The organism is Ruegeria sp. YKSE079, assembly GCF_059612845.1.
Map to the genome: position 1 here is coordinate 34,972 of NZ_JBXWRJ010000013.1, position 19,963 is coordinate 54,934.

Sequence of the window (19,963 nt, forward strand, 5' to 3'; positions counted from 1 at the left end):
CGGCCAAGACAGGTTTAAACAGTTTTTCACCTAATCACCCGATGCTGCGCCGAGACTGTCAAGGAAACCGAAGAATGAGCCTTGCCGACAAACTGGCCCGGGAACGGCGCGCGCGACTGGCGGCCGAGCGGCGGCTGGACCTCAAACAGGCGGAATTGTCTGCTGCAAACCGCAAGCTTGGCCAGCATGCGATGGCCTTGACGAAAGAGATTGGCGAGACCCGCGCCGAAGTCGCCACCGTGCGGGATGAAAATGAAAAGGTGAAATCAGATCTCACGGTGGCAAATGCCAAGATCGAAGTGGCCGAACGCCGGTTGTGGCATTCGATCCAGACCATTCAGGACGGGTTCGCCTATTATGACGCCGATCACAGGATGATCGGTGCGAACACCGCCTATCTGAGTGTTTTCGATGGTCTGGACGAGGTTGCACCCGGCATATCCTATATGCGCCTGCTTGAGATCCTGACAGATGAGGGCCTGATCGATCTGGGCGAACAGTCCGCATCCGAGTGGCGCGACATGATGCGCAACCGCTGGCTGTCGGACATTCCCGAACCGATCGTGATCCAGCTCTGGAACCGGCAATATGTCAAGCTCATCGACCAACGAGGCCATGGCGGCGATATGGTCAGCCTGGCGCTCAACATCACCGCGACTGTCCGTTACGAGGCTGAGTTGCGCGCAGCCCGCGAAAAAGCCGAAGCGGCGAACCGGGCGAAATCGGCCTTTTTAGCGAATATGAGCCACGAAATCCGAACGCCGATGAACGGCATCGTCGGCATGTCGGAACTGCTGACCGATACCGTGCTGGACGAAGAACAGCAAACTTATGTCGACACCATCCGCAGTTCGGGTGAGGCATTGCTGGTCATCATCAATGACGTGCTGGATTATTCCAAGATCGAGGCTGACAGGCTGGTGCTTTACCCCGAAAGCTTTGATCTGGAACGGTGCATCCACGAGATTGCCATGCTGATGCAACCGACGGTTAGGGAAAAGGGATTGTCGCTGCTGGTGGATTACGACCTGTTCCTGCCGACGCTGTTTGTCGGCGATCCGGGCCGGGTGCGGCAGGTATTGACAAATCTGTTGGGGAACGCGGTGAAATTCACCGCCAAGGGGCATGTGCTGATCCGGGTAACCGGCGTTCCGGATGCCGAAAATGGGACATGCAGCATTCATATGGCGATCGAGGATACCGGCATCGGTATCGCCAGATCGAAAATCGACCACATCTTCGGCGAGTTCAATCAGGTCGAGGATGAGCGGAACCGCGCCTTTGAGGGCACCGGGTTGGGCCTGGCCATTTCGCAACGGCTGGTCGAGATCATGGGCGGCAGGATCTGGGTGGAAAGCGAAGAGGGGCAAGGCACCTGTTTCGGATTCCGGATCACCCTGCCGACAGCCGAAGGGCCACAGCCCGTTCCCCCCAGCCTGACGGAACGTCTGCATCATGTCATGGTGGTGGATGATCTGGCGGTCAACCGGGCGATTCTGGAAAAACAGCTTGACCGCCTGGGGGCAAGGGTGACGTCGTGCCGGTCGGGGGCCGAGGCGTTACAACGACTGGATGAGAGCGTCGATTTGATCCTCAGCGATCATCACATGCCCGATCTGGAAGGGCTGGAGATGGCGCGCCTGATGCGCGAGCGGGGATGGGATGACGTGCCGATCGTCATCGTGACCGCGAATCCCGGTGCGATCCACGGCGATGCAAACCGGCATCTGGTTCAGGGCGTCATGCAGAAACCGGTGCCGCGGGCGGAACTGTTCTCGCGTCTCGAAGCGTTGGGAGCAGTGGTCTTTGATCGGATTCCCGCGCTGGACGACCGGGAGGAAACGGCCGATACACATGAGCCGGCCATTCCCTCGGGGCAGCTCCGGACGATGCGGGTTCTGGCGGCCGAGGACAACCGGACCAACCAGCTGGTCCTGAGCAAGATGGTCAAGGATCTGGATATCGAACTGCGGTTCGCAGGCAATGGTATCGAGGCGGTGGAAGCATTTTCGGCGTTTGCGCCCGACCTGATCTTCATGGATATCTCGATGCCCAAGATGGATGGTAAACAGGCCGCCGGCGAAATCCGCCGTATCGAGGCAGACAGCGGGCGGCGCGTGCCCATCGTCGCCCTGACCGCGCATGCCATGGCCGGGGATGCCGAGGGGATATTGGCGGCAGGTCTGGATCATTATCTGACCAAGCCGCTGCAAAAGGCCCTGATCCATGAAATGATCATCGAGCATCAACCGTCGGACGCGCGCCCGGTGGTCCCGTCCAGGCCTGAATTGCCTTGTGCGCCCATCTGACCCGACATAGCTTTGAGCCATGATCGAAGACCGTGGATTCCGGCCCCGAGCCTTGGGCGAAATTGCCATCCGCTGCGCCGATATGGCGGCGATGATTGCATTCTATGAGACCGTCATCGGGCTGGAACGGGTGCGGGGGGATCGCGACAGCCCCATCGTTTTTTTCAAGATCGCCGAAGGGTTCGGCGGGCATACCAGCGTGCTGGCCCTGTTCCATCACGACACCGCGCCTCGCCCCGGCGATGCGGGCGGGCCGGTGACGGGCGGCAACTCGGCGCTGCATCACATCGCCCTGTCGCTGCCGTTTGACGAGCAGGAGGCCGTGATGCGCTGGTATGACCGGATCGGCCAGTCCTATCGGGTGGAACAGTTCGGCTGGATCGGCTGGCGCGGCATTTTCACCGCAGACCCCGAAGGCAATACGGTGGAGCTGGTGGCCTTTGATCCGTCGATGCTGGACGGTCAGGCCTGATAGGGGCGGACAAAGACCGGCTTGTCAGGTTCGGACAGATCGGGGCGATGGGCATATCCGCCGGTGTTGAAATCGGTCAGCGAGGCCGGATCGGTCAACCGGTGCTGGATCACGTATCGCGCCATCGCGCCACGCGCCTTCTTGGCGAAGAAACTGACGATCTTTGGCGCACCGCCCTTGTCCTCCATGAAGACGGGCGTCACGACGCGAAGTTTCAGCGCCTTTTGGTCGACTGCGCCGAAATATTCCTGACTGGCGCAGTTGACCAGAATTTCGGAACCGATCTGTTCAGCCTGATGGTTGAGCGCCTTGCTGAGCTGATCGCGCCAATACTCATAGAGGTTTTTGCCGCGCCGGGTTTTCAGCTTGCTGCCCATCTCGAGCCGATAGGCCTGCATCGCGTCGAGCGGACGCAGCACGCCATAAAGCCCCGACAGGATGCGCAGGTGATCCTGCGCCCATGCCATTTCGTCGGCATCCAGCGAGGTGGCCTCGAGCCCCTGATAGGTATCGCCAGCAAATGCAAGGGCTGCAGGGCGGGTCGCGTTACGATCCGGCGTATCGGCGAAGACCTGAAAGCGGTCGCGGTTCAGACGGGCCAGATCGTCGCTGAGACTCATCAGTTTCTTCAGGTCACCCAGCGTCAGGTTACGGGCACTTTTCGCCAGCCTGATCGCATCCTCCTGAAAGGCGGGTTCGGTCGCCTCGACATCCCGCTCCGCCCAGTCCAGCCGCTTGGCCGGAGAGATCACTACCAGCATATCCGCCCCCAAAATCCCTTGCCGTTCCGCCGTATCTAGCCCGCCGCCCCCAGGACGTCCAGAAAGGCCGGGCCGAAACGTTCCGCGCGGCGTTCGCCCAGCACCTGTTCCAGACCGCGCACATCGCCGGGGCGCAGTTGCGCCACCTTGGCCAGCTGTGAGGCCGAACAGGTCAGCGGCTTGTCGATCCCGTCGGGACCACGCGCCAGTTCCGATTGCACTTCGAGCAGGCGGTCATAGACGCCTGCGGTCTCGCGACCGGCCAGTTTGCGCCGCGCCGGATGCAGCGCCGCCGCCTCGCCCGAGATCACTTGGAGGAAGGTCGCGCCATAGCGCTCCAGTTTTTTCGCGCCGACACCGCCGACACGGGCCATGTCATCGAGCGACCTGGGCCGTTTTTCGGCCATTTCGATCAGGGTCCGGTCGGGGAAAATGACGTAGGCAGGCACGCGCGCGGCCTCGGCCAGTGCACGGCGTTTGGCCTTGAGCGCCGACAGAAGCGGCGCGTCCTCTTCGCTCACCATGGTCTTGACGGCGGGTCGGCGGACGGCCTTGTTGATCGTATCCTTGCGCAGGCGGATCGTCGCCTCGGCCTTGAGGATCGGTTTGGCAGCCTCGGTCATGCGCAACGCGCCGTGGCGTTCGGGATCGGGGCGGATCAGGTCGTGCCCCATCATCTGCCGGAAAATCGCCTGCCACTGGGGCCGTGACCATGCCTTGCCGACACCAAAGGTGGGCAGGTCGTCATGGCGGCGGGCGCGCACCTTGTCGGTGTCGTTGCCGGTCAGGATGTCGATCAGGTGGCCCGCGCCAAACCATTCTTCGGTGCGCAGAATGGCCGACAGGGCCATGCGCACAGGGGTGGTGCCGTCGAACACATCTGCCGGGCTGTCGCAGAGGTCGCATTTGCCGCAGGGCTCGGCCTGTTCCCCGAAATATCCCAACAGGGTCTGGCGACGGCAATCCAGCGCTTCGGCCAGCCCCAAAAGCGCGTTGAGCCGCGCGTGGTCAGCGGCGCGACGTTCGGGTGGGGCCAGCCCCTCGTCGATCTGGGACCGACGCAGGCGAATGTCGTCGGGGCCGAACAGGGTCAGGGTCTCGGCGGGCGCTCCGTCGCGACCGGCGCGCCCGATTTCCTGATAGTAGGCCTCGATGGACTTCGGCAGATCGGCATGGGCAACCCAACGGATGTCGGGCTTGTCGATGCCCATTCCGAAGGCGACGGTGGCGACGACGATCAGCCCGTCCTCGCGCGCGAAGCGGGTTTCGACAATGCGGCGATCCTCGGCCTCCATGCCGCCGTGATAGTGACAGGCGTTGTGGCCATCCTCGCGCAGGGCCTGGGCCAGCACTTCGGTCTTGTTGCGGGTGCCGCAATAGACGATGCCGGACTGACCCTTGCGGGCATCGGCAAAGTCGAGAACCTGCTTGCGCGGGCCGTCCTTGGCGGCAAAGGCCAGGTGGATGTTGGGCCGGTCGAAACCGCGAAGAAACGTGCGCGGGACCTGACCGTCGAACAGCTTTTCGACGATCTCGTCACGGGTTTCGGCGTCTGCCGTGGCGGTGAAGGCCGCGAGCGGGACGTTCAACGCGCGCCTGAGCTCTCCGATCCGCAGGTAGTCGGGGCGGAAATCGTGTCCCCATTGGCTGACACAATGGGCCTCGTCCACGGCAATCAGGGTGACGTTGATCCGACGCAGCATGCCCAACGCGGACCCGGCAGCGAGGCGTTCGGGCGCCATGTAGAGGAGTTTCAGGCGCCCGGCCTGAAGTGCCTCCCAAACAGCATCGGTTTCCTCGACCGTGTTGCCCGAGGTGAGCGCACCGGCTTCGACCCCGGCCTCCTGCAAGGCACGGACCTGGTCGCGCATGAGCGCGATTAGCGGCGAGATGACAACCGTCACCCCGTCGCGCAACAGCGCCGGAAGCTGGAAACAGAGCGACTTGCCACCGCCGGTCGGCATGATGGCCAGCACGTTTTCGCCCGCCGTCACAGCATCGACGATCTCTGCCTGTCCGGTGCGGAAGTCGTCGAATCCGAAGACATCTCGCAGCAATGGCGCGGCGTCCAGCATGTTCGGGTGGCCCTGTTCACAACTTTTGGTGTCTGCTCTTGATGGGCAGTTTCACACACTAAGATTCGGTGAACAAGTGCGCAAAAGAGGTCAGTAGAAATAGACTGCGTTGTTCACCAGAACGATCCGCAACGCATAAACGCCGATCAGCACCACCAGCGGCGCAAGGTCGATGCCGCCCATCGGTGGCAGGATGCGGCGGACGGGGCCATAGATCGGTTCGAGAATGCGGTTCAGCCCATACCAGATCTGCGCCACGAATTGCTGATGCAGGTTCAGAACCTGGAAATTGATCAGCCAGCTCATGATCACATGCGCCAGGATGAAGAACCAGACAACGTCCAGGATCAGCAGCAGGATTTGGATCAGCGACAGCATGGGCACTCCGTTTTCAGACTAGCCGAGACCTAAGCAGCCTCGACCAAAAGAGCAACCCTGCACGTGATCGTCACTGCGTCAGGCGCAGTTTCTGGATCGAGGAAGCGATGGACACAAATGCCTTTTCGATGTCCAGTCCACTCACATCATAGACGTGACTGTCGGAGCTGGCGCAGTTTTCGATAACTCTAAGACCCTCGGTTGGCGCTTCGAATGCGATGCCGTAGACGATGATGCCCTCTCGTTTCGCGATCCGGCAGATGTTCTTGGTGCGCTGATCCTTGGCGGTCGCGTTAATCCTGGAAAAAGCGGCTTCAAACCACCTGCCGGCGTAACCGTTGTTTATCGGATAGTAGTTGTACAATGCGTTCCAATAAATGGACGCACGATTGAACAATTCCTGATAGGTCAGCCGGACGGCATCACCCGGCTCGTTGTCACCGTAAGGATGGTCAGACGTGTCGGGCGTGGTTCGGAAATTGTTTTTGTCCGGCCAGTAATACTGGTGATTGTTTCCTTGTGAGAAAAACACCGAATACTGATCTTCCTCGGCGTTGTACCAAACGTCAGACAAACCCGACCTTAGCGATGGATTGAGAAGCGGCTGGTCGGTGTTTTTACCATCGGTCATGACGATTACGATCTTGATCACGTCCTTGTCGTAATCAATTGGCCGGCTGGCAAACTCTGCCGGGACGACGCCATCGGCGCTGAGGTCGCCCACGATATCGCGCATGCTGGGGTCCAAAAGTGCGACCCCCCATTTCATGCCGATTTCGATGGACGTGTTGCCCTTGGCGGTCAACTTGTCGATCTGCTCTTTCAGTTTAGTCGCGCTATTGGAAAATGCCGTAATCTCGCTCCCGTCACGGATAGGACAAACCGGGCTCGTTATCGGATCTTCGCTATCGGTAAACGGATCGAAATGCGCGGTTCTTTCAAGCCGATCGTTGCGGTGCAGGTCGGTGTCGCTGAACTGTTCCGGAATAAAATTCACACAATGGGAATAGTCGTGTTCCTGCGTAACATTGGTGAACTTGTCCAGCAACGTCTCGCCCGCATTGACCTGTGTAGCGTAGGGCACGATCGAGATCGAGGTTTCATCACTTTCGGATTTTTCCAGCAAAAGTTCGACAAACTCTTTTGCCGCGCCCTGCAACAGCGCGATCTTGGTGCTGCCATCCCGGCTGGCTTCCCCCATCGACCCCGAAATATCCAGCACCAGCGAAATCTCGACAGCGCCGATCGATTCTTCGGCGATGCTGCCCGCAACCGCACTCAGGCTGTCCACGCCGGACATATGCATGAAATGCGTGGGCACGACGGTTTCCGCGGTGGCCGTGATCTTGCGGAAGCCAAGGCCCTCGTCCACCTTGACCGCCTTAAGCCGATCTTCCAGCCCCGCCTTCTTCAGGTAGTCCCTGACAACAGCTTCGGGATCGAGTGTCTGGTCGAGGTCCGCGGCACCCAATGTCGCGCGGTCGAGAGTGGATTGCAGCAGGACCCGTTCCCGTTCGTACCGCATCAGGTCAACCCCAAGCCCGACGGTGATCAGGATGATCAGAAACAAAAACAAACCAAGGATCGTCATGGACCCGCGTTCGTTCTTGCAGAATTGCCAAGCCGCAAGGGCAATTGTTTTTGGTGATCTGCCGCAGCAGTCGCGCAACTTATTTGGGAACAACGTCATGAGGCAATCCTCACTGGGCGGATAAGGGTTGGGGCTTAAAGTGTGTGTCGGGCCTAGTACCCGACTGTGGCGGTAATTTGGCGGAACTGTCGTAAATCCCATCACTTTTTTCGTAACGCAGGGTAATTTCGGAACAATGTGAAAAACTAATGGAAACAGTTTCCAAATTAGGATCAACGATTCGCGAAGATGCGGAACGCCCGGAAAGGCTTGCCTCATCCTGTGTACTGCCCGCATAAGGAGAACAAAAGGCAGGAGGGGCAGGAATGGCAGCGGTATCCAGGCGCAGGCGCATTTGGGGGTGGTGGTTTTTCGATTGGGCCAGCCAGCCCTATCACACGTTGCTGGTCACGTTTGTGTTCGGCCCTTATTTCGCGGGCGTGGCCGCCGAGTATTTCGCGAGCACCGGGCTGGACGCGCAAAGCGCGGCGGCGCAGGCGCAAAGCGTCTGGGCAAGGTGCCTGACCATAACCGGCCTGATCATCGCATTTGGCGCACCACTGCTGGGGGCACTTGCCGACGTGTCCGGGCGGCGCATTCCGTATATCTTTGCCTTTTCGGTGATGTATGCGGCGGGATCGGCGGCGCTGTGGTACACGATGCCCGACGGGTCGAACATGTGGTTGATCCTATCGGCCTTTGGACTGGGCTTTGTGGGCGCGGAATATGCGCTGATCTTCATCAACTCCCAACTTCCCGATCTGGGAAACGAACACGAGGTGGGCGAAATCTCGGGATCGGGGTTCGCGTTCGGTTATTTCGGAGGGTTGTTGTCGCTGGCGATCATGCTGGCCCTGTTTGTCGAGCAGCCAAACGGCAAGACGCTGATCGGAATGGACCCAATGTTCGGGCTGGATGCGGGTCAGCGCGAGGGAACGCGCTTTGTCGGCCCATTCACCGCCGGGTGGTTCATTCTGTTCATGGTGCCGTATTTCCTGTGGGTCCGGGATGAGGACCGTGGCGACCGCAAGGGCAGCGTCGGTGAGGCGCTGCGTTTGCTGGGAAAATCGGTGTCGAACCTGCGCCATCGCGGCAGCCTGTCGGCATATCTGGGATCGTCGATGTTCTATCGCGATGCGCTGAACGGGCTATACAGTTTCGGCGGCGTCTATGCGCGACTGGTTCTGGAATGGGACCTGATCAGGATCGGTGTTTTCGGCATCGTCAGCGTGCTCGCCTCGGCGGTCTTTGCCTGGATCGGCGGCAAGCTGGACCGCAGGTTCGGCCCCAAACCGGTTATTCTGGTAACAATATGGGTTCTGATCCTCGTGTGCGTCACCATCGTGTCGATGGACAGAACTCAGATCTACGGCATCGCCCTGCCCGAGGGATCGGGCTTGCCGGACATGGTGTTTTTCGGCTGCGGTATCCTGATCGGGGGCATGGGGGGCATCCTGCAATCTGCCAGCCGGTCGATGATGGTGCGCCACACCGACCCGAAGGCACCTGTCGAAAGCTTTGGCCTTTACGGCCTGTCGGGCCGCGCCACCGCCTTTGCCGCGCCGCTTTTGATCGACCTAGCAACAATCGGCACGGGCAGCGCGCGTTTGGGGGTTTCCCCGATCGTGGCGTTGTTTATTCTGGGGCTGTTCCTGATGCGTTGGGTCAGACCGGAAGGGGACCAGAAACAATGATTTTTTTACGTCTTTTGACAGTTATCGGAATTTCGATTCTGGCCTGTTCGGCCAATGCCGCACCGTTAGCCAAGGAATTGTTCGGGGCAAAACAGCAGGCCTCCCGGCAGAAACCTGCCGCCTATGGCAGCTATGCCAAAGGATGCGCGGCGGGGTCGGTACAACTGCCTGAAACCGGCCCGACATGGCAGGCGATGCGGTTGTCGCGCAATCGCAACTGGGGACACCCGGAAACCATCGACTTTGTTCAGGACCTCAGCCAGTTTGCCGCCAGGCAGCGCGGCTGGGGCGGGCTGTATATCGGCGATATCAGTCAGCCGCGCGGCGGGCCGATGCTGTCGGGCCATCGCAGTCACCAGATCGGGCTGGACATTGATATCTGGATGCTGCCGGCCAACAATCTGCGCCTGACCCGGCAGGCGCGCGAGAAGATCTCGTCCATCTCGCTGCGCCGGGCGAACGGGGCTTATGTCAACAGCAACTGGACAGCCAACCATCACGCGATCATTCGCGAGGCGGCCAAGGACAAGCGAGTGGCGCGAATTTTCGTCTTTCCCGGCGCCAAGGTTCAGATGTGCAATGACGAAAAGGGTAATCGCGCCTATTTGCGCAAGATCCGCCCTTGGTGGGGCCATCATTACCATTTTCACGTCAGGCTGAACTGTCCGCGCGGGGCAAAGGGATGCGCCAATCAAAACCCGCCGCCCAAAGGGGACGGCTGTGCAGAAGCGCAACAATGGGTCAACAATATCCTGAATCCGCCACCGCCCGATCCGAACGCGCCGCCTCCAAAGAAACGCCGTGAATACGTGCTGGCTGATCTGCCGAACCAATGCGCCGCTGTCTTGCAATCGGATTGATATCCGCCCTGTGCGTCGCGGGTTCGGTTCAGGCTGTGGACATCAAGCAGTCCACATATCTGAGCAGTTTTACCTGGCGGCACAAGGCGATCTGGTTTGGAGGGTTCTCTGCCCTGGAATTGTCCGACAACGGATCCGACATGACGGTTCTGAGCGACCGAACATCCATTTTGACCGCCCGGATTCTTCGCGACGGCGATGCGATAACAGGAGTGGACATCGGGCCGCGTTTTCAGGTGCGCTCCAGCCAGAACCGGGTTCTGCCCGGGTGGGTCGGGGATTCCGAAGGGCTGGCCATCGACCGCGATGGGACGATCTATATCTCCTTTGAGGGTGTGCATCGCGTCGCGCGTTACGAAACGCTGGACGGACGTTCGAACGTTCTGCCGCGTCCCGAAGCCTTTACCAAGCTGGCGCGGAACGGTTCGTTCGAAGCGCTCGCAATCGACGCGCAGGGGCGGGTTTACACGATGCCGGAAAGCAGCCGCACCACCGATGGGTCAATCCCGGTTTACAGGTGGGATGGTAAACGGTGGTCGACACCGTTCACGCTGAGCCAGATCGGGGGGTTTCTTCCGGTCGGCGCGGATTTCGGACCGGACGGAAAGCTATACGTGCTTGAACGGGATGCATCGCTGATTGGTTTCCGTTCGCAGATACGCCGCTGGAGCATTGACGACACCGGCGTGAGTGGAGAAGAAATCCTGTTGAAAACCGGTGTCGGCACCCACGACAATCTGGAAGGCTTGTCCGTATGGCGTGACCGACTGGGCCGTCTGCGCGCCACAATGGTGTCGGACGACAATTTCCTTGGCCTGCAACGTACGGAGTTGGTGGAGTACATTCTGCCCGACTGACTTGCCTTCGCGACCGTTTTCCAATAGACGACCGCCTTGCCCGCGAAGCAGTGGGCCAAGTTGCCGCTACCTTGCCAAAACGGGTCCCGTATCATGAAACGCGCACATCTTCCCGGCATTTTTGCCATGGCCACCATTGTGGTGGCGTCGAACGTTCTGGTCCAGTTCCTGATCCTCGACGGGCTTCTGACCTGGGGCGCGTTCACCTATCCGGTCGCATTTCTGGTCACCGACGTGATGAATCGCGTCTATGGCGCGGCGGCGGCGCGGCGGGTGGTCTTTGCGGGCTTTCTGACCGGAATCGTCTGTTCGCTGATCGGTAGCCAGATCATGCTGCAGGGCGACGGATTCACCTATGCTGCCGTGCCGTTGCGGATCGCCGTCGCCTCGGGCACCGCGTTTCTGATCGCGCAGCTGACGGATGTTGTGGTGTTCAACCGATTTCGCGGTGGGCGTTGGTGGCGCGCGCCGTTGGTGTCGACGCTGATCGGCTCGGCGCTGGATACGGTGCTGTTTTTTACCATCGCCTTTTCCGCCTCGATCACGGTCTTTGGCGCCAACGCGGATGCAGCCATCAATTGGGCATGGGAGCCGGTTCCTTTCATGCTGAACGGCCCCGAAGCACCGCTGTGGGTAACGCTGGCTTTTGCCGACTGGCTGGTCAAGCTGGCGCTGGCGTTGATCGCGCTGGTTCCGTTCAGGGTGATCGTGGCGCGACTGACCGCACGGCCTGTGTAAAAAAACGCTTTGAGATTGGCACAACTTGTGGCACGCTTCTTTTCAACCGCAACAGATAGAAAAGGAGGTGATCCAGTGTCGAGAAAGAGATTGGAGAGAGGTGTCGGAACAACCGGGGGGATCGCCTGTTAAGGCAGCCCTTGGCGGAGCGCTCGCTCCGGCTGGTCGAATGATCTAACCGACCCGACCTCCTGAACTTTCGAAGGGCCGTCCCGCCGGGGCGGCCCTTTCTGTTTCTGCATGCGGCCTGTAAGGTCCGGCCCATGTTACGCGTCGCTGACAATATCGCCTTGCAGGACTGGGAACTGACCGAGAGCTTTATGCGCGCCTCGGGTCCCGGCGGGCAGAATGTGAACAAGGTTGCGACGGCGGTCGAGCTGCGATTCGAGGCCGAGCGTTCGCCATCCCTGCCGGGGCCGGTCAAGGCCCGCCTGAAACGGCTGGCCGGGCGGCGCTGGACCAAGGACGGGGCAATCGTGATCCAGTGCGACGAGACCCGGTCGCAGGCGCGAAATCGCGAGATTGCCCGCGAGCGCCTGGTCGAACTGATCGGGCGGGCGCTGGTTACGCCAAAGCGGCGCGTCGCAACCAAACCGACCTATGGATCGGTGAAACGCCGCCTGACCGCCAAGAAGGCACGCGGCGAGGTCAAGGCGCTGCGCGGCAAGGTGTCCGACGAATAATCTGGCATCTTTCGGGCGTGTTGGTACTCTTTCCTCAAACGACAGGAAGGGAGGCACAAGGTCATGAGGCTGGAGGGAAAAACCGCAATCGTCACCGGCGGTGCATCGGGGTTCGGAGCGGGAATCGCCGCCAAGTTCATCGCCGAAGGCGCACGGGTCATGGTGGCCGACATTCATCATGAGGCGGCCCGAACCATGGCCGAAAACCTTGGCCCCAACGCAACCGCTGTGCATGTCGATGTGGCCGATGGTGCGTCGGTGCAGGATATGGCCGATGCGGCGCTGCGCTGGTTCGGGCATCTGGATATCCTGGTCAACAACGCCGGGGTTACCCATCTGCCCGCCTTGCTGGAGGACGTCAGCGAGCAGGATTTCGACCGCGTGTTCAACGTGAACATGAAGTCGGTCTATCTGACAGCCCGTGCGCTGGTGCCTCATATGAAAACCCAGGGCTCGGGCGCCATCCTCAACGTGGCATCGACCGCAGGGCTGTCGCCGCGGCCAAAGCTGAACTGGTACAATGCTTCCAAGGGCTGGATGATCACCGCGACCAAGACCATGGCGGTGGAACTGGCCCCGTCAGGCGTGCGGGTCAACGCGATCTGCCCGGTGGCCGGGGAAACGCCTTTGCTGAAATCCTTTCTGGGCGAAGACACGCCCGAAATGCGCGCAAAGTTCCTGGCGACCATTCCGCTGGGCCGGTTTTCCACCCCCGAGGATATGGGCAATGCGGCCTGTTTTCTATGTTCGGACGAGGCTGGCATGGTCACCGGCGTCGCGATGGAGGTTGATGGCGGGCGGTGTATCTGAATGCCTGTCTCCGAACCCGGCAAACCAGAGCCCGTTATGACACCCGGCCCCCGCAACCTCATCACCGATGTTCCCGGCCTCAGGGTTGGAAACGCGCAGGATCATGTTCTGAAATCCGGTTCAACCGTACTGGTGGGAGAACGCGCCCTGACCGGGTCCTACTGCGTCATGGGAGGAGCACCCGGCACGCGAGAAACCGATCTGTTGGAAGCCGACAAAACGGTGGCGCAGATCGATGCGATCGTTCTGTCGGGCGGTTCGACCTATGGGCTGGATGCTGCATCCGGGGTGGTTGCGGGGCTGCGCGAACAGGGGCGCGGTTTTCCGCTGCTGAACCTGCGTATACCGCTGGTGCCCGCCGCGATCATATTCGATCTGCTTAACGGCGGAGAAAAGGACTGGCGCGACAATCCTTATCCGGCGCTGGGACGGCAGGCTTTGGATGATGCGCGCGCTGATTTCGAAATCGGCAGCGTCGGGGCCGGGACGGGTGCCTTGACCGGAACCCACAAGGGTGGGCTGGGATCCGCCTCGCTTGTTCTGGCTTCGGGCATGACTGTCGGCGCCTTGGTCGCGGTCAACCCGGTCGGTGCTGTCACCACACCCGGCGGCAGGCATTTCTGGGCCGCGCCGTTCGAGGTCGGGGAAGAGTTCGGCGGCCTTGGCCCCGATCCGCGTTCGGGGCTTGGGCGCCAGTTCACCAGCCTGAAGACCGCCGCGTTCGAGGACCTGGCCAACACCACGATCGGCATCGTCGCAACCGATGCCGCCCTGACCAAGGCGCAGGCCAAGCGCATCGCAACCGCCGCGCATGACGGCATCGCCCGGGCCATTGTGCCATCCCACTTGCCGAACGATGGTGACCTGATCTTTGCGGTTTCGACCAATGAGCGTCAGATCGACATGCCCGAGCGCGATATCCTTCAGATCGGCCATGCCGCCGCGCTTTGCATCTCGCGGGCAATCGCGCGGGCGGTATATCATGCGACACCTGCGGACGGCGACCTTTTGCCGTGCTGGTCATCCCCTACAGGCAGAAACTGATCACAATTGCCTGAAGGGTGCGACACAGTGCCGGTACAAATCCCCTCGCAGGTTGACTATGCCGTCTGACAGCGTTCCTTTTGGGACAGCCGAACCAAATCTGGAGATTCCGCCATGAACCGTATTCTTGCCACCGCCCTTGTTGGCCTTCTGGCCGCGCCTGCCTTTGCCGAAGGTGATGCCGCTGCTGGTGAAAAAGAATTCAAGAAGTGCAAATCCTGCCACATGATCGAAAGCCCCTCGGGCGAAGCGATCGTGAAGGGTGGCAAGACCGGCCCGAACCTCTATGGTGTTGCCGGACGCCCCGCAGGTAGCGTTGAGGGCTTCAAGTACAGCGACAGCATGGTCGCCGCGGGCGAAAAAGGCCTGGTCTGGGACGAAGCCACGTTCAGCGAGTTCAGCATGGACCCCAAAGGGTTCCTGCAGACTTACCTGGACGACACCTCGGCCAAGTCTAAGATGACCTTCAAGCTGAAGAAGGGCAATGAGGACGTTTTTGCCTATCTGCAGAGTGTCGCAACCGAATAAGACGGCATCCCGTCCATCCGAAAGGCCGCACGCCCCTGCGGCCTTTCGTGCGATTGAACGACGCGCAAATCAGCGTCACTTTGACAAGGCGGGTGATCTGTACGGTCATGCCGAACCTTGACGAGAAAACCGACACAAGAACAGAGCCAGACCGGCCGCCCCAAGTCCGTCAGCGTCATACGCGCAGAGAACGGCAACAGGAGAGTTTGACATGGGACTCATGATTCCGGCGTGGATCGACGGTGAACTGGCACCGGTCGACAAGCTGGAAGCCCACGAGAAGGGCCTCAAGCACAAGGCGGTGTCGGTCTTTGTCGTGCGCGGGACCGAGATCCTGATGCAGCGCCGGGCGCTGGGCAAGTATCACACACCGGGCCTTTGGGCCAATACCTGCTGCACCCATCCCGACTGGGACGAGACCTCGTCCGCCTGCGCCGTGCGCCGGATGAACGAAGAGCTGGGGATCACCGGGCTGTATCCCGAATACCGGCACCGGCTGGAATATCACGCCGACGTCGGCAATGGCATGGTCGAGAACGAAGTCGTGGACGTGTTTCTGGCCCATTCCCGAGGCCCGCTGGATGTCAAGCCGAACCCGGATGAGGTTATGGACACTCGCTGGGTCGACTATCACGATCTGCTGGCCGAGGTGCACCGCCACCCCGACCGTTTTACCCCGTGGCTGAAGATTTATCTGCACAACCACGCCGACACGATCTTTGGGCCTGACCTGATCATCTCGGCCAAGTCCTGAGGCTTGCGCGCCGCCTTTGCGCCTGCTTTTTTGAGCGCAGGCAAGGGGAGAGACGAGATGACGGTTCTGATCGCCGGTGCAGGTATCGCGGGATTGAGCCTGGGGCTGACGCTGCACCAGATCGGCGTACCCTTTCGCATTTATGAATCAACCCGCAAAATCCGGCCTTTGGGCGTGGGCATCAACCTGCAACCCAATGCAGTGCGGGAGTTTTTTGACCTCGGCCTGAGCAATGAGCTGGATGCAATCGGCGTCCGAACCCGGCAATACGGGTTCTATTCCAAGCTTGGCAAAACCATCTGGGAAGAGCCGCGCGGCACCTGGGCGGGCTATGCCTGGCCGCAATACTCGGTGCATCGCGGGCGGCTGCAAATGATGCTTTACCACGCGCTGGAGGCACGCGCGGGAACCGGCTGTATCGAAACCGGCGCGCGGGCGGTTGGGTTTGACGGGGCCGCTCTACTGCTGGAGGACGGGCGGCGCATTGAAGGGTCGCTGCTGATCGCGGCGGACGGCATTCATTCGGCCATCCGGGCGCAGATGTATCCGGACGAGGGCACGCCGATCTGGAACGGGCGGGTGTTGTGGCGGGCAACCACGCGCGCGCCGGTCTGGTTCGGAGGCGGCGCGATGGTGATGATCGGCCATGACGATTTGCGGCTGGTGGCGTATCCGATATCCGATCCGGATGCCAACGGTCTGGCGGAGATCAACTGGATCGCGGAAAAGCGATTTCCGCTGGATGCGTCGTGGAAGAAAGAGGACTGGAACCGCGCCGCCGAAATCAACGATTTTCTGCCGGAGTTCGAAAATTGGATTTTCGACTGGATCGACGTTCCGGCGCTGATCCGGGGGGCGGATGTAGTTTTCGAATACCCGATGGTCGACCGCGACCCGCTGCCGCAATGGACGCACGGCCCGGTCACATTGATCGGGGATGCAGCGCACCCGACCTATCCGGTGGGCTCGAACGGCGCCAGTCAAGGCATCATCGACGCGCGGGTGATCGGGGCCAAGATGCTGAGCCATGGTGTGAACCCGTTGGCGTTAAGCGCCTATGAAGCCGAACTGCGCCCTGTCACCACCGCCGTAGGGCAGGCCAACCGGGCGGGCGGAGGCCCGGACGCTGTGCTGCAACGGGTCGAGGATCTGTCCGGCGGCAATTTCGAGGATATCGATCAGGTGATCCCAAAGGCGGACCTTGCGGCCCATGCGGAGAAATACAAATCCATCGCCGGGTTCTCGATTGCCGAACTGAACGCGCGACCAAGAACGGTTCCCGAGGGGGCCTGGGTTGGAGAATAGGTTCTGCCTCTGTCGTACTCCATTGTACGAAGTATGATCTGCTTTGCGGACGAAGCACCAATTCGCCTCTCCTGCACCAATGGCCGGTTTAGGAGCTTTGCAATCGCATCGCATATCACCTCGGGCGGATTCCGGGCTTTCGCCGCAGACGCAGACTCACCCTAGAGCGATTACGGGAGCGACCATTCAGATACTGACGACTGCGTCGCCATCGATGGAAGCAAGTTCAAGGCAATGAAAAGCCGGAACCGGAACTTCACAACGGGCACCACCCAGTCCTCAAGCCGATCAGGAAGCAGCGACGACTGACTGCGCTCGATACCCTCGATAAATCCCGACATGCCTGCTCCTGCCGTTTCGACAAAGCAAATTTCACAACGGAGGTTTCACACAACCTCGGCCGTTTTTGGTACTGCACTGCAGGTGGCGTGATCTTTCTTTCTGAATGCGGTGATGACTATTGGTGCAACTTCATGTGTGGTACACCGTCAGACGTTTTTTCACGGGATGCGCCAACCGGGCCAACAACAGCCTTGATGCGCTTACGCAGGCCGGAAAAGCCGTCGAACTTCACGACGTCGATCGCTTCGTCCAGTTCCAGATCCAAGCGGTACCAGCCCGGCCGCACCCGCTGGGCGGACTTAATTGTCGCACGAAAGGGCTGTGACAGATACTGACCGGCGACACGCCCTCCGGGATGCCAGCCATAAGGCGACCGGTCTCCTATTGCGGCGACCAGGGTATTCCAGTCTCGAAAACCGTGCTGTTTCGCCACTTGTTCCAGTGCTGCGGAGTGGCTGACGATCACTCCCTCCGCCGCAAGTCGCTTACGCAGTTCCCGGGCGAACAGCTTTGCCTGCACCGCCGTCAATTCGAGATCGGTCATGGCTGCGTCCCCACCCTGTCGTGCAGCAGGCCCCAGCGAAGTTTTCGGGTGCGCATGCTCTGAGCTAGTACGAAGCCCGTCAGACCCAGCAGCAGCCCTTCGGCAGCAGGTGCCGCGAACCAGATGCCCTGCTCTCCAAATGCCATCACCAAGGCAAACGTCAGTGGTATTGTGAAGAAGTAGGGCTTTGACAGGCTCAACACAGCTGCGCGCGTCGCATCTCCGATGGCCTGAAAATAGGACGCGATCATCATCAGAGGGCCTGTCAGAAAGAACATGGCGGTGAGGGTCGGCAAGATCCGCCCGACCTCGGCGACAACACCGGCATCCGACACGAAAGCAGATCCTATTTGCCCGGCGAAAATCGACATGGCGGCTTGCGCCGCCACGCAGTAGACAAGCGCCGCGATAATCGCGAACTTCAAGCTGCTGTCCGACCGGTGCCAGTTCCGTGCGCCAAAGTTGTTGCCGATGATGGTCTGCATTGCGTGCGAAAGCCCCAGAAGCGGGAAGAAAGAGAAGGTCAGCACCCGCGTGATGATACCATAGGCCGACATCGTGTCCACAAAGTGAGGAGTGCCGCTCAGTTGCAGTGCGGCGATGATCGCGGCCGATCCGAGTGCCAGCCCAACGAAGTTCAGGCTTTGAGGTGCGCCCAGAACGAGTATTCGGCGCCACCCGTATGTCAGCCTGCCCTGGGCGAGCGCCGTCGGTGCGATCTGAGTGTCGCTTCGAAAACGGAACGTCAGGAGGACGACAAAGGCAAGCGACTGGGCCGCAACCGTGCCATAGGCCGATCCAGAAACACCCAACCCCATCTGTGCGATGAACAGGTAATTGAAGCCTATGTTTGCAATCGAAGTCAGAAGGCTGACGACGGTCATGAGCCCAATCCGGCCCTCGTTTCTCAGCGCGTCGGAATTTACCGACAGGATATAGAGGACAGGCGAGAAAAGCACCGTGATACGCAGATAGGTCAGCGCCATTCCGGCCAGCTCTTCTGACCCGCCGGTTACGGTCGTCGTAAACCACGGACCGAAAATGAGAAACAGGAGGATCAGCCCGCCGCTTGCAAGCAGGGCAAATCCGTGCGCCCCCGCGAATATGGAGCGTGCGGCTTCGATATGGCCTGCCCCGAGGTGGCGGGCCAGAACGCTCGACATGCCGCTGGAAACCAGGGTCGCAATTGCGCCGATCAAAATATACGCGGGGAAAACCGCCGTGATTGCCGCGAGCGCCGCAGCACCGACGAAATATCCCAGAAACAGGGCATCGACGATGGCAATCAAGCCGTTCAGGCTCATGACGAAAATGATCGGAAGGGCGGTTCTCGCATAAAGACCACCAATCGATGCACTCAGGAACGTGTTCGGGAGGGAGGCTGACACGGCTCTGGATTCCTCTGACAAGATCGCGCTTATCAAGATGGGAACCCGCATTGCCATCCGCGCGAACTGCTCGGAGGATCAGAAAGACAGTTCTATGCAGCACTTCACCAAGACAGAATTGTCAGCGGGTGGCGGGCGTCTGCGGCCTGCTACCTAGCTATCTGCGCATTGTCGATCCGTCAAGCCGGTGACACGCCATCGAGGAGCTACACCTATTGGTCGCCCTCAAGTCTTGCATTCCAGAATGCTACCAATCGTGCATGGCGTGAAACATCCTGGTCAGGGCCATCTGAACCTCCCCCACTGAATTGGCCCGCCGTTATGTTTAGGGAAACGAAGGATCAGAATGGCCAATAAACGACAAAAGCCTGCATCGACCTGGTCCGCGAAGAATTGGGTGTCTCGAAGCCGTCGTTCAATGGCTAACTATGGTAGAAAGGCCTTTTCGCAGTGCCGCCAGTCGTTCCAGAACAGCGCTGTGCTTCTCATCAAGCTCTGCTCTGAGCCGGTCAATGTGTTGCAGCTTCTCTGTCAATTTGTCTATGCCGCCGTCGCATGGACCAGAGCCCTCGTCGGAAAGGCAGGCGCTCATGGCCCGTATTTCGCGCGTAGAAAAGCCCGTCGCAATGAAATCGCGGATACGGCCAGCCCTTCGAAGATCGGCTTCGCCGTAGCAACGATACCCGTTCGGCGCTCGTCCAACTTGCAGCAAGCCTTTTTTCTCGTAGTGGCGCAACATGCGCTGCGTGATCCCAAGCCGCTCTGCAGCTTCCTTTGCGTGCATGTGGGAA

Annotated in this window: 20 protein-coding genes; 12 read left to right on the forward strand and 8 right to left on the reverse strand. The window is 60.2% G+C overall.

Features of this window, described 5'->3' with window-relative positions; all coding sequences use genetic code 11:
* Positions 1–74 precede the first annotated feature (74 nt).
* Positions 75–2,309: a response regulator gene (locus AC2FMY_RS13315; protein WP_496746094.1), complete on the forward strand. Its 2,235-nt coding sequence runs from the start codon at positions 75–77 to the stop codon at positions 2,307–2,309.
* 19 nt (positions 2,310–2,328) lie between these two features.
* On the forward strand, positions 2,329–2,781 hold the full coding sequence (locus AC2FMY_RS13320) for a VOC family protein (protein WP_496746095.1): 453 nt from the start codon (positions 2,329–2,331) through the stop codon (positions 2,779–2,781).
* Here AC2FMY_RS13320 and yaaA read toward each other — a convergent pair.
* From yaaA to AC2FMY_RS13340, 4 genes are all read right to left on the reverse strand, one after another.
* Entirely contained in the window at positions 2,772–3,542 is a 771-nt protein-coding gene (gene yaaA, locus AC2FMY_RS13325; RefSeq protein ID WP_496746097.1) for a peroxide stress protein YaaA, read from the reverse strand. The genes AC2FMY_RS13320 and yaaA overlap by 10 nt on opposite strands.
* 35 nt (positions 3,543–3,577) lie before the next feature.
* A complete protein-coding gene (gene recQ / locus AC2FMY_RS13330; protein ID WP_496746099.1) occupies positions 3,578–5,617 on the reverse strand; it encodes a DNA helicase RecQ in 2,040 nt (679 codons plus the stop codon).
* Positions 5,618–5,707: 90 nt separating this feature from the next.
* On the reverse strand, positions 5,708–5,995 hold the full coding sequence (locus AC2FMY_RS13335) for a YggT family protein (RefSeq protein ID WP_480748821.1): 288 nt from the start codon (positions 5,993–5,995) through the stop codon (positions 5,708–5,710).
* Positions 5,996–6,065: 70 nt separating this feature from the next.
* Positions 6,066–7,586 (reverse strand): pilus assembly protein TadG-related protein, encoded by a 1,521-nt coding sequence (locus AC2FMY_RS13340; RefSeq protein ID WP_480748822.1) that lies wholly within the window; start codon positions 7,584–7,586, stop codon positions 6,066–6,068.
* Positions 7,587–7,951: 365 nt separating this feature from the next.
* Here AC2FMY_RS13340 and AC2FMY_RS13345 point away from each other — a divergent pair, with 365 nt between their 5' ends.
* The 10 genes from AC2FMY_RS13345 to AC2FMY_RS13390 all read left to right on the forward strand — a co-directional run bounded on the left by AC2FMY_RS13345 (position 7,952) and on the right by AC2FMY_RS13390 (position 16,898).
* A complete protein-coding gene (locus AC2FMY_RS13345; RefSeq protein ID WP_496746101.1) occupies positions 7,952–9,319 on the forward strand; it encodes an MFS transporter in 1,368 nt (455 codons plus the stop codon).
* Positions 9,316–10,179, forward strand: a complete 864-nt coding sequence (gene mepA, locus AC2FMY_RS13350; protein ID WP_496746103.1) for a penicillin-insensitive murein endopeptidase — start codon at positions 9,316–9,318, stop codon at positions 10,177–10,179. The genes AC2FMY_RS13345 and mepA overlap by 4 nt, the downstream gene beginning before the upstream one ends.
* Positions 10,152–11,036 (forward strand): esterase-like activity of phytase family protein, encoded by an 885-nt coding sequence (locus tag AC2FMY_RS13355; RefSeq protein WP_480748825.1) that lies wholly within the window; start codon positions 10,152–10,154, stop codon positions 11,034–11,036. Before mepA ends, AC2FMY_RS13355 begins: the two co-directional genes overlap by 28 nt.
* Positions 11,037–11,129: 93 nt before the next feature.
* Positions 11,130–11,774 (forward strand): queuosine precursor transporter, encoded by a 645-nt coding sequence (locus tag AC2FMY_RS13360; RefSeq protein WP_496807507.1) that lies wholly within the window; start codon positions 11,130–11,132, stop codon positions 11,772–11,774.
* A gap of 263 nt (positions 11,775–12,037) precedes the next feature.
* Entirely contained in the window at positions 12,038–12,457 is a 420-nt protein-coding gene (gene arfB, locus AC2FMY_RS13365) for an alternative ribosome rescue aminoacyl-tRNA hydrolase ArfB (protein ID WP_496807508.1), read from the forward strand.
* Positions 12,458–12,520: 63 nt separating this feature from the next.
* Positions 12,521–13,267, forward strand: coding sequence for an SDR family oxidoreductase (locus AC2FMY_RS13370; RefSeq protein WP_480748828.1), 747 nt, complete (start codon positions 12,521–12,523; stop codon positions 13,265–13,267).
* A 36-nt stretch (positions 13,268–13,303) separates the two neighbouring features.
* Positions 13,304–14,311, forward strand: coding sequence for a P1 family peptidase (locus AC2FMY_RS13375; RefSeq protein WP_496746108.1), 1,008 nt, complete (start codon positions 13,304–13,306; stop codon positions 14,309–14,311).
* 114 nt (positions 14,312–14,425) lie between these two features.
* Positions 14,426–14,839 (forward strand): c-type cytochrome, encoded by a 414-nt coding sequence (locus AC2FMY_RS13380; RefSeq protein WP_480748830.1) that lies wholly within the window; start codon positions 14,426–14,428, stop codon positions 14,837–14,839.
* A 211-nt stretch (positions 14,840–15,050) separates the two neighbouring features.
* Positions 15,051–15,593 carry an isopentenyl-diphosphate Delta-isomerase gene (gene idi, locus AC2FMY_RS13385; protein WP_496746110.1) on the forward strand — a complete coding sequence of 181 codons (543 nt, stop codon included), beginning with the start codon at positions 15,051–15,053 and terminating at the stop codon, positions 15,591–15,593.
* A 57-nt stretch (positions 15,594–15,650) separates the two neighbouring features.
* Positions 15,651–16,898: a flavin-dependent oxidoreductase gene (locus AC2FMY_RS13390; protein ID WP_496807509.1), complete on the forward strand. Its 1,248-nt coding sequence runs from the start codon at positions 15,651–15,653 to the stop codon at positions 16,896–16,898.
* A 170-nt stretch (positions 16,899–17,068) separates the two neighbouring features.
* Here AC2FMY_RS13390 and AC2FMY_RS13395 read toward each other — a convergent pair whose 3' ends face one another.
* The 4 genes from AC2FMY_RS13395 to AC2FMY_RS13410 all read right to left on the reverse strand — a co-directional run bounded on the left by AC2FMY_RS13395 (position 17,069) and on the right by AC2FMY_RS13410 (position 19,956).
* Positions 17,069–17,239 carry a hypothetical protein gene (locus AC2FMY_RS13395; protein WP_496746114.1) on the reverse strand — a complete coding sequence of 57 codons (171 nt, stop codon included), beginning with the start codon at positions 17,237–17,239 and terminating at the stop codon, positions 17,069–17,071.
* A gap of 116 nt (positions 17,240–17,355) precedes the next feature.
* The gene (locus AC2FMY_RS13400; protein WP_496746116.1) at positions 17,356–17,784 is read right to left on the reverse strand and encodes a glyoxalase superfamily protein; all 429 of its coding nucleotides are present in this window, start codon (positions 17,782–17,784) and stop codon (positions 17,356–17,358) included.
* The gene (locus AC2FMY_RS13405; protein WP_496807510.1) at positions 17,781–19,172 is read right to left on the reverse strand and encodes an MATE family efflux transporter; all 1,392 of its coding nucleotides are present in this window, start codon (positions 19,170–19,172) and stop codon (positions 17,781–17,783) included. The genes AC2FMY_RS13400 and AC2FMY_RS13405 overlap by 4 nt, the downstream gene beginning before the upstream one ends.
* 415 nt (positions 19,173–19,587) lie before the next feature.
* Complete coding sequence (locus tag AC2FMY_RS13410; protein WP_480748836.1) at positions 19,588–19,956, reverse strand: MerR family transcriptional regulator; 369 nt, start codon at positions 19,954–19,956, stop codon at positions 19,588–19,590.
* Positions 19,957–19,963 lie beyond the last annotated feature (7 nt).

Excerpts from the sequence above, each read along its gene's own strand:
- AC2FMY_RS13360 (WP_496807507.1), top strand. The coding sequence starts at position 11,130 with ATGAAACGCGCACATCTTCCCGGCATTTTTGCCATGGCCACCATTGTG.
- AC2FMY_RS13370 (WP_480748828.1), top strand. The coding sequence starts at position 12,521 with ATGAGGCTGGAGGGAAAAACCGCAATCGTCACCGGCGGTGCATCGGGG.
- mepA (WP_496746103.1), top strand. The coding sequence starts at position 9,316 with ATGATTTTTTTACGTCTTTTGACAGTTATCGGAATTTCGATTCTGGCC.
- yaaA (WP_496746097.1), bottom strand. The coding sequence starts at position 3,542 with ATGCTGGTAGTGATCTCTCCGGCCAAGCGGCTGGACTGGGCGGAGCGG.
- AC2FMY_RS13395 (WP_496746114.1), bottom strand. The coding sequence starts at position 17,239 with ATGTCGGGATTTATCGAGGGTATCGAGCGCAGTCAGTCGTCGCTGCTT.
- AC2FMY_RS13355 (WP_480748825.1), top strand. The coding sequence starts at position 10,152 with ATGCGCCGCTGTCTTGCAATCGGATTGATATCCGCCCTGTGCGTCGCG.
- AC2FMY_RS13335 (WP_480748821.1), bottom strand. The coding sequence starts at position 5,995 with ATGCTGTCGCTGATCCAAATCCTGCTGCTGATCCTGGACGTTGTCTGG.
- idi (WP_496746110.1), top strand. The coding sequence starts at position 15,051 with ATGGGACTCATGATTCCGGCGTGGATCGACGGTGAACTGGCACCGGTC.
- AC2FMY_RS13410 (WP_480748836.1), bottom strand. The coding sequence starts at position 19,956 with ATGCACGCAAAGGAAGCTGCAGAGCGGCTTGGGATCACGCAGCGCATG.
- arfB (WP_496807508.1), top strand. The coding sequence starts at position 12,038 with ATGTTACGCGTCGCTGACAATATCGCCTTGCAGGACTGGGAACTGACC.
- AC2FMY_RS13400 (WP_496746116.1), bottom strand. The coding sequence starts at position 17,784 with ATGACCGATCTCGAATTGACGGCGGTGCAGGCAAAGCTGTTCGCCCGG.
- AC2FMY_RS13315 (WP_496746094.1), top strand. The coding sequence starts at position 75 with ATGAGCCTTGCCGACAAACTGGCCCGGGAACGGCGCGCGCGACTGGCG.
- AC2FMY_RS13345 (WP_496746101.1), top strand. The coding sequence starts at position 7,952 with ATGGCAGCGGTATCCAGGCGCAGGCGCATTTGGGGGTGGTGGTTTTTC.
- AC2FMY_RS13390 (WP_496807509.1), top strand. The coding sequence starts at position 15,651 with ATGACGGTTCTGATCGCCGGTGCAGGTATCGCGGGATTGAGCCTGGGG.
- AC2FMY_RS13375 (WP_496746108.1), top strand. The coding sequence starts at position 13,304 with ATGACACCCGGCCCCCGCAACCTCATCACCGATGTTCCCGGCCTCAGG.
- AC2FMY_RS13340 (WP_480748822.1), bottom strand. The coding sequence starts at position 7,586 with ATGACGATCCTTGGTTTGTTTTTGTTTCTGATCATCCTGATCACCGTC.
- AC2FMY_RS13380 (WP_480748830.1), top strand. The coding sequence starts at position 14,426 with ATGAACCGTATTCTTGCCACCGCCCTTGTTGGCCTTCTGGCCGCGCCT.
- AC2FMY_RS13320 (WP_496746095.1), top strand. The coding sequence starts at position 2,329 with ATGATCGAAGACCGTGGATTCCGGCCCCGAGCCTTGGGCGAAATTGCC.
- recQ (WP_496746099.1), bottom strand. The coding sequence starts at position 5,617 with ATGCTGGACGCCGCGCCATTGCTGCGAGATGTCTTCGGATTCGACGAC.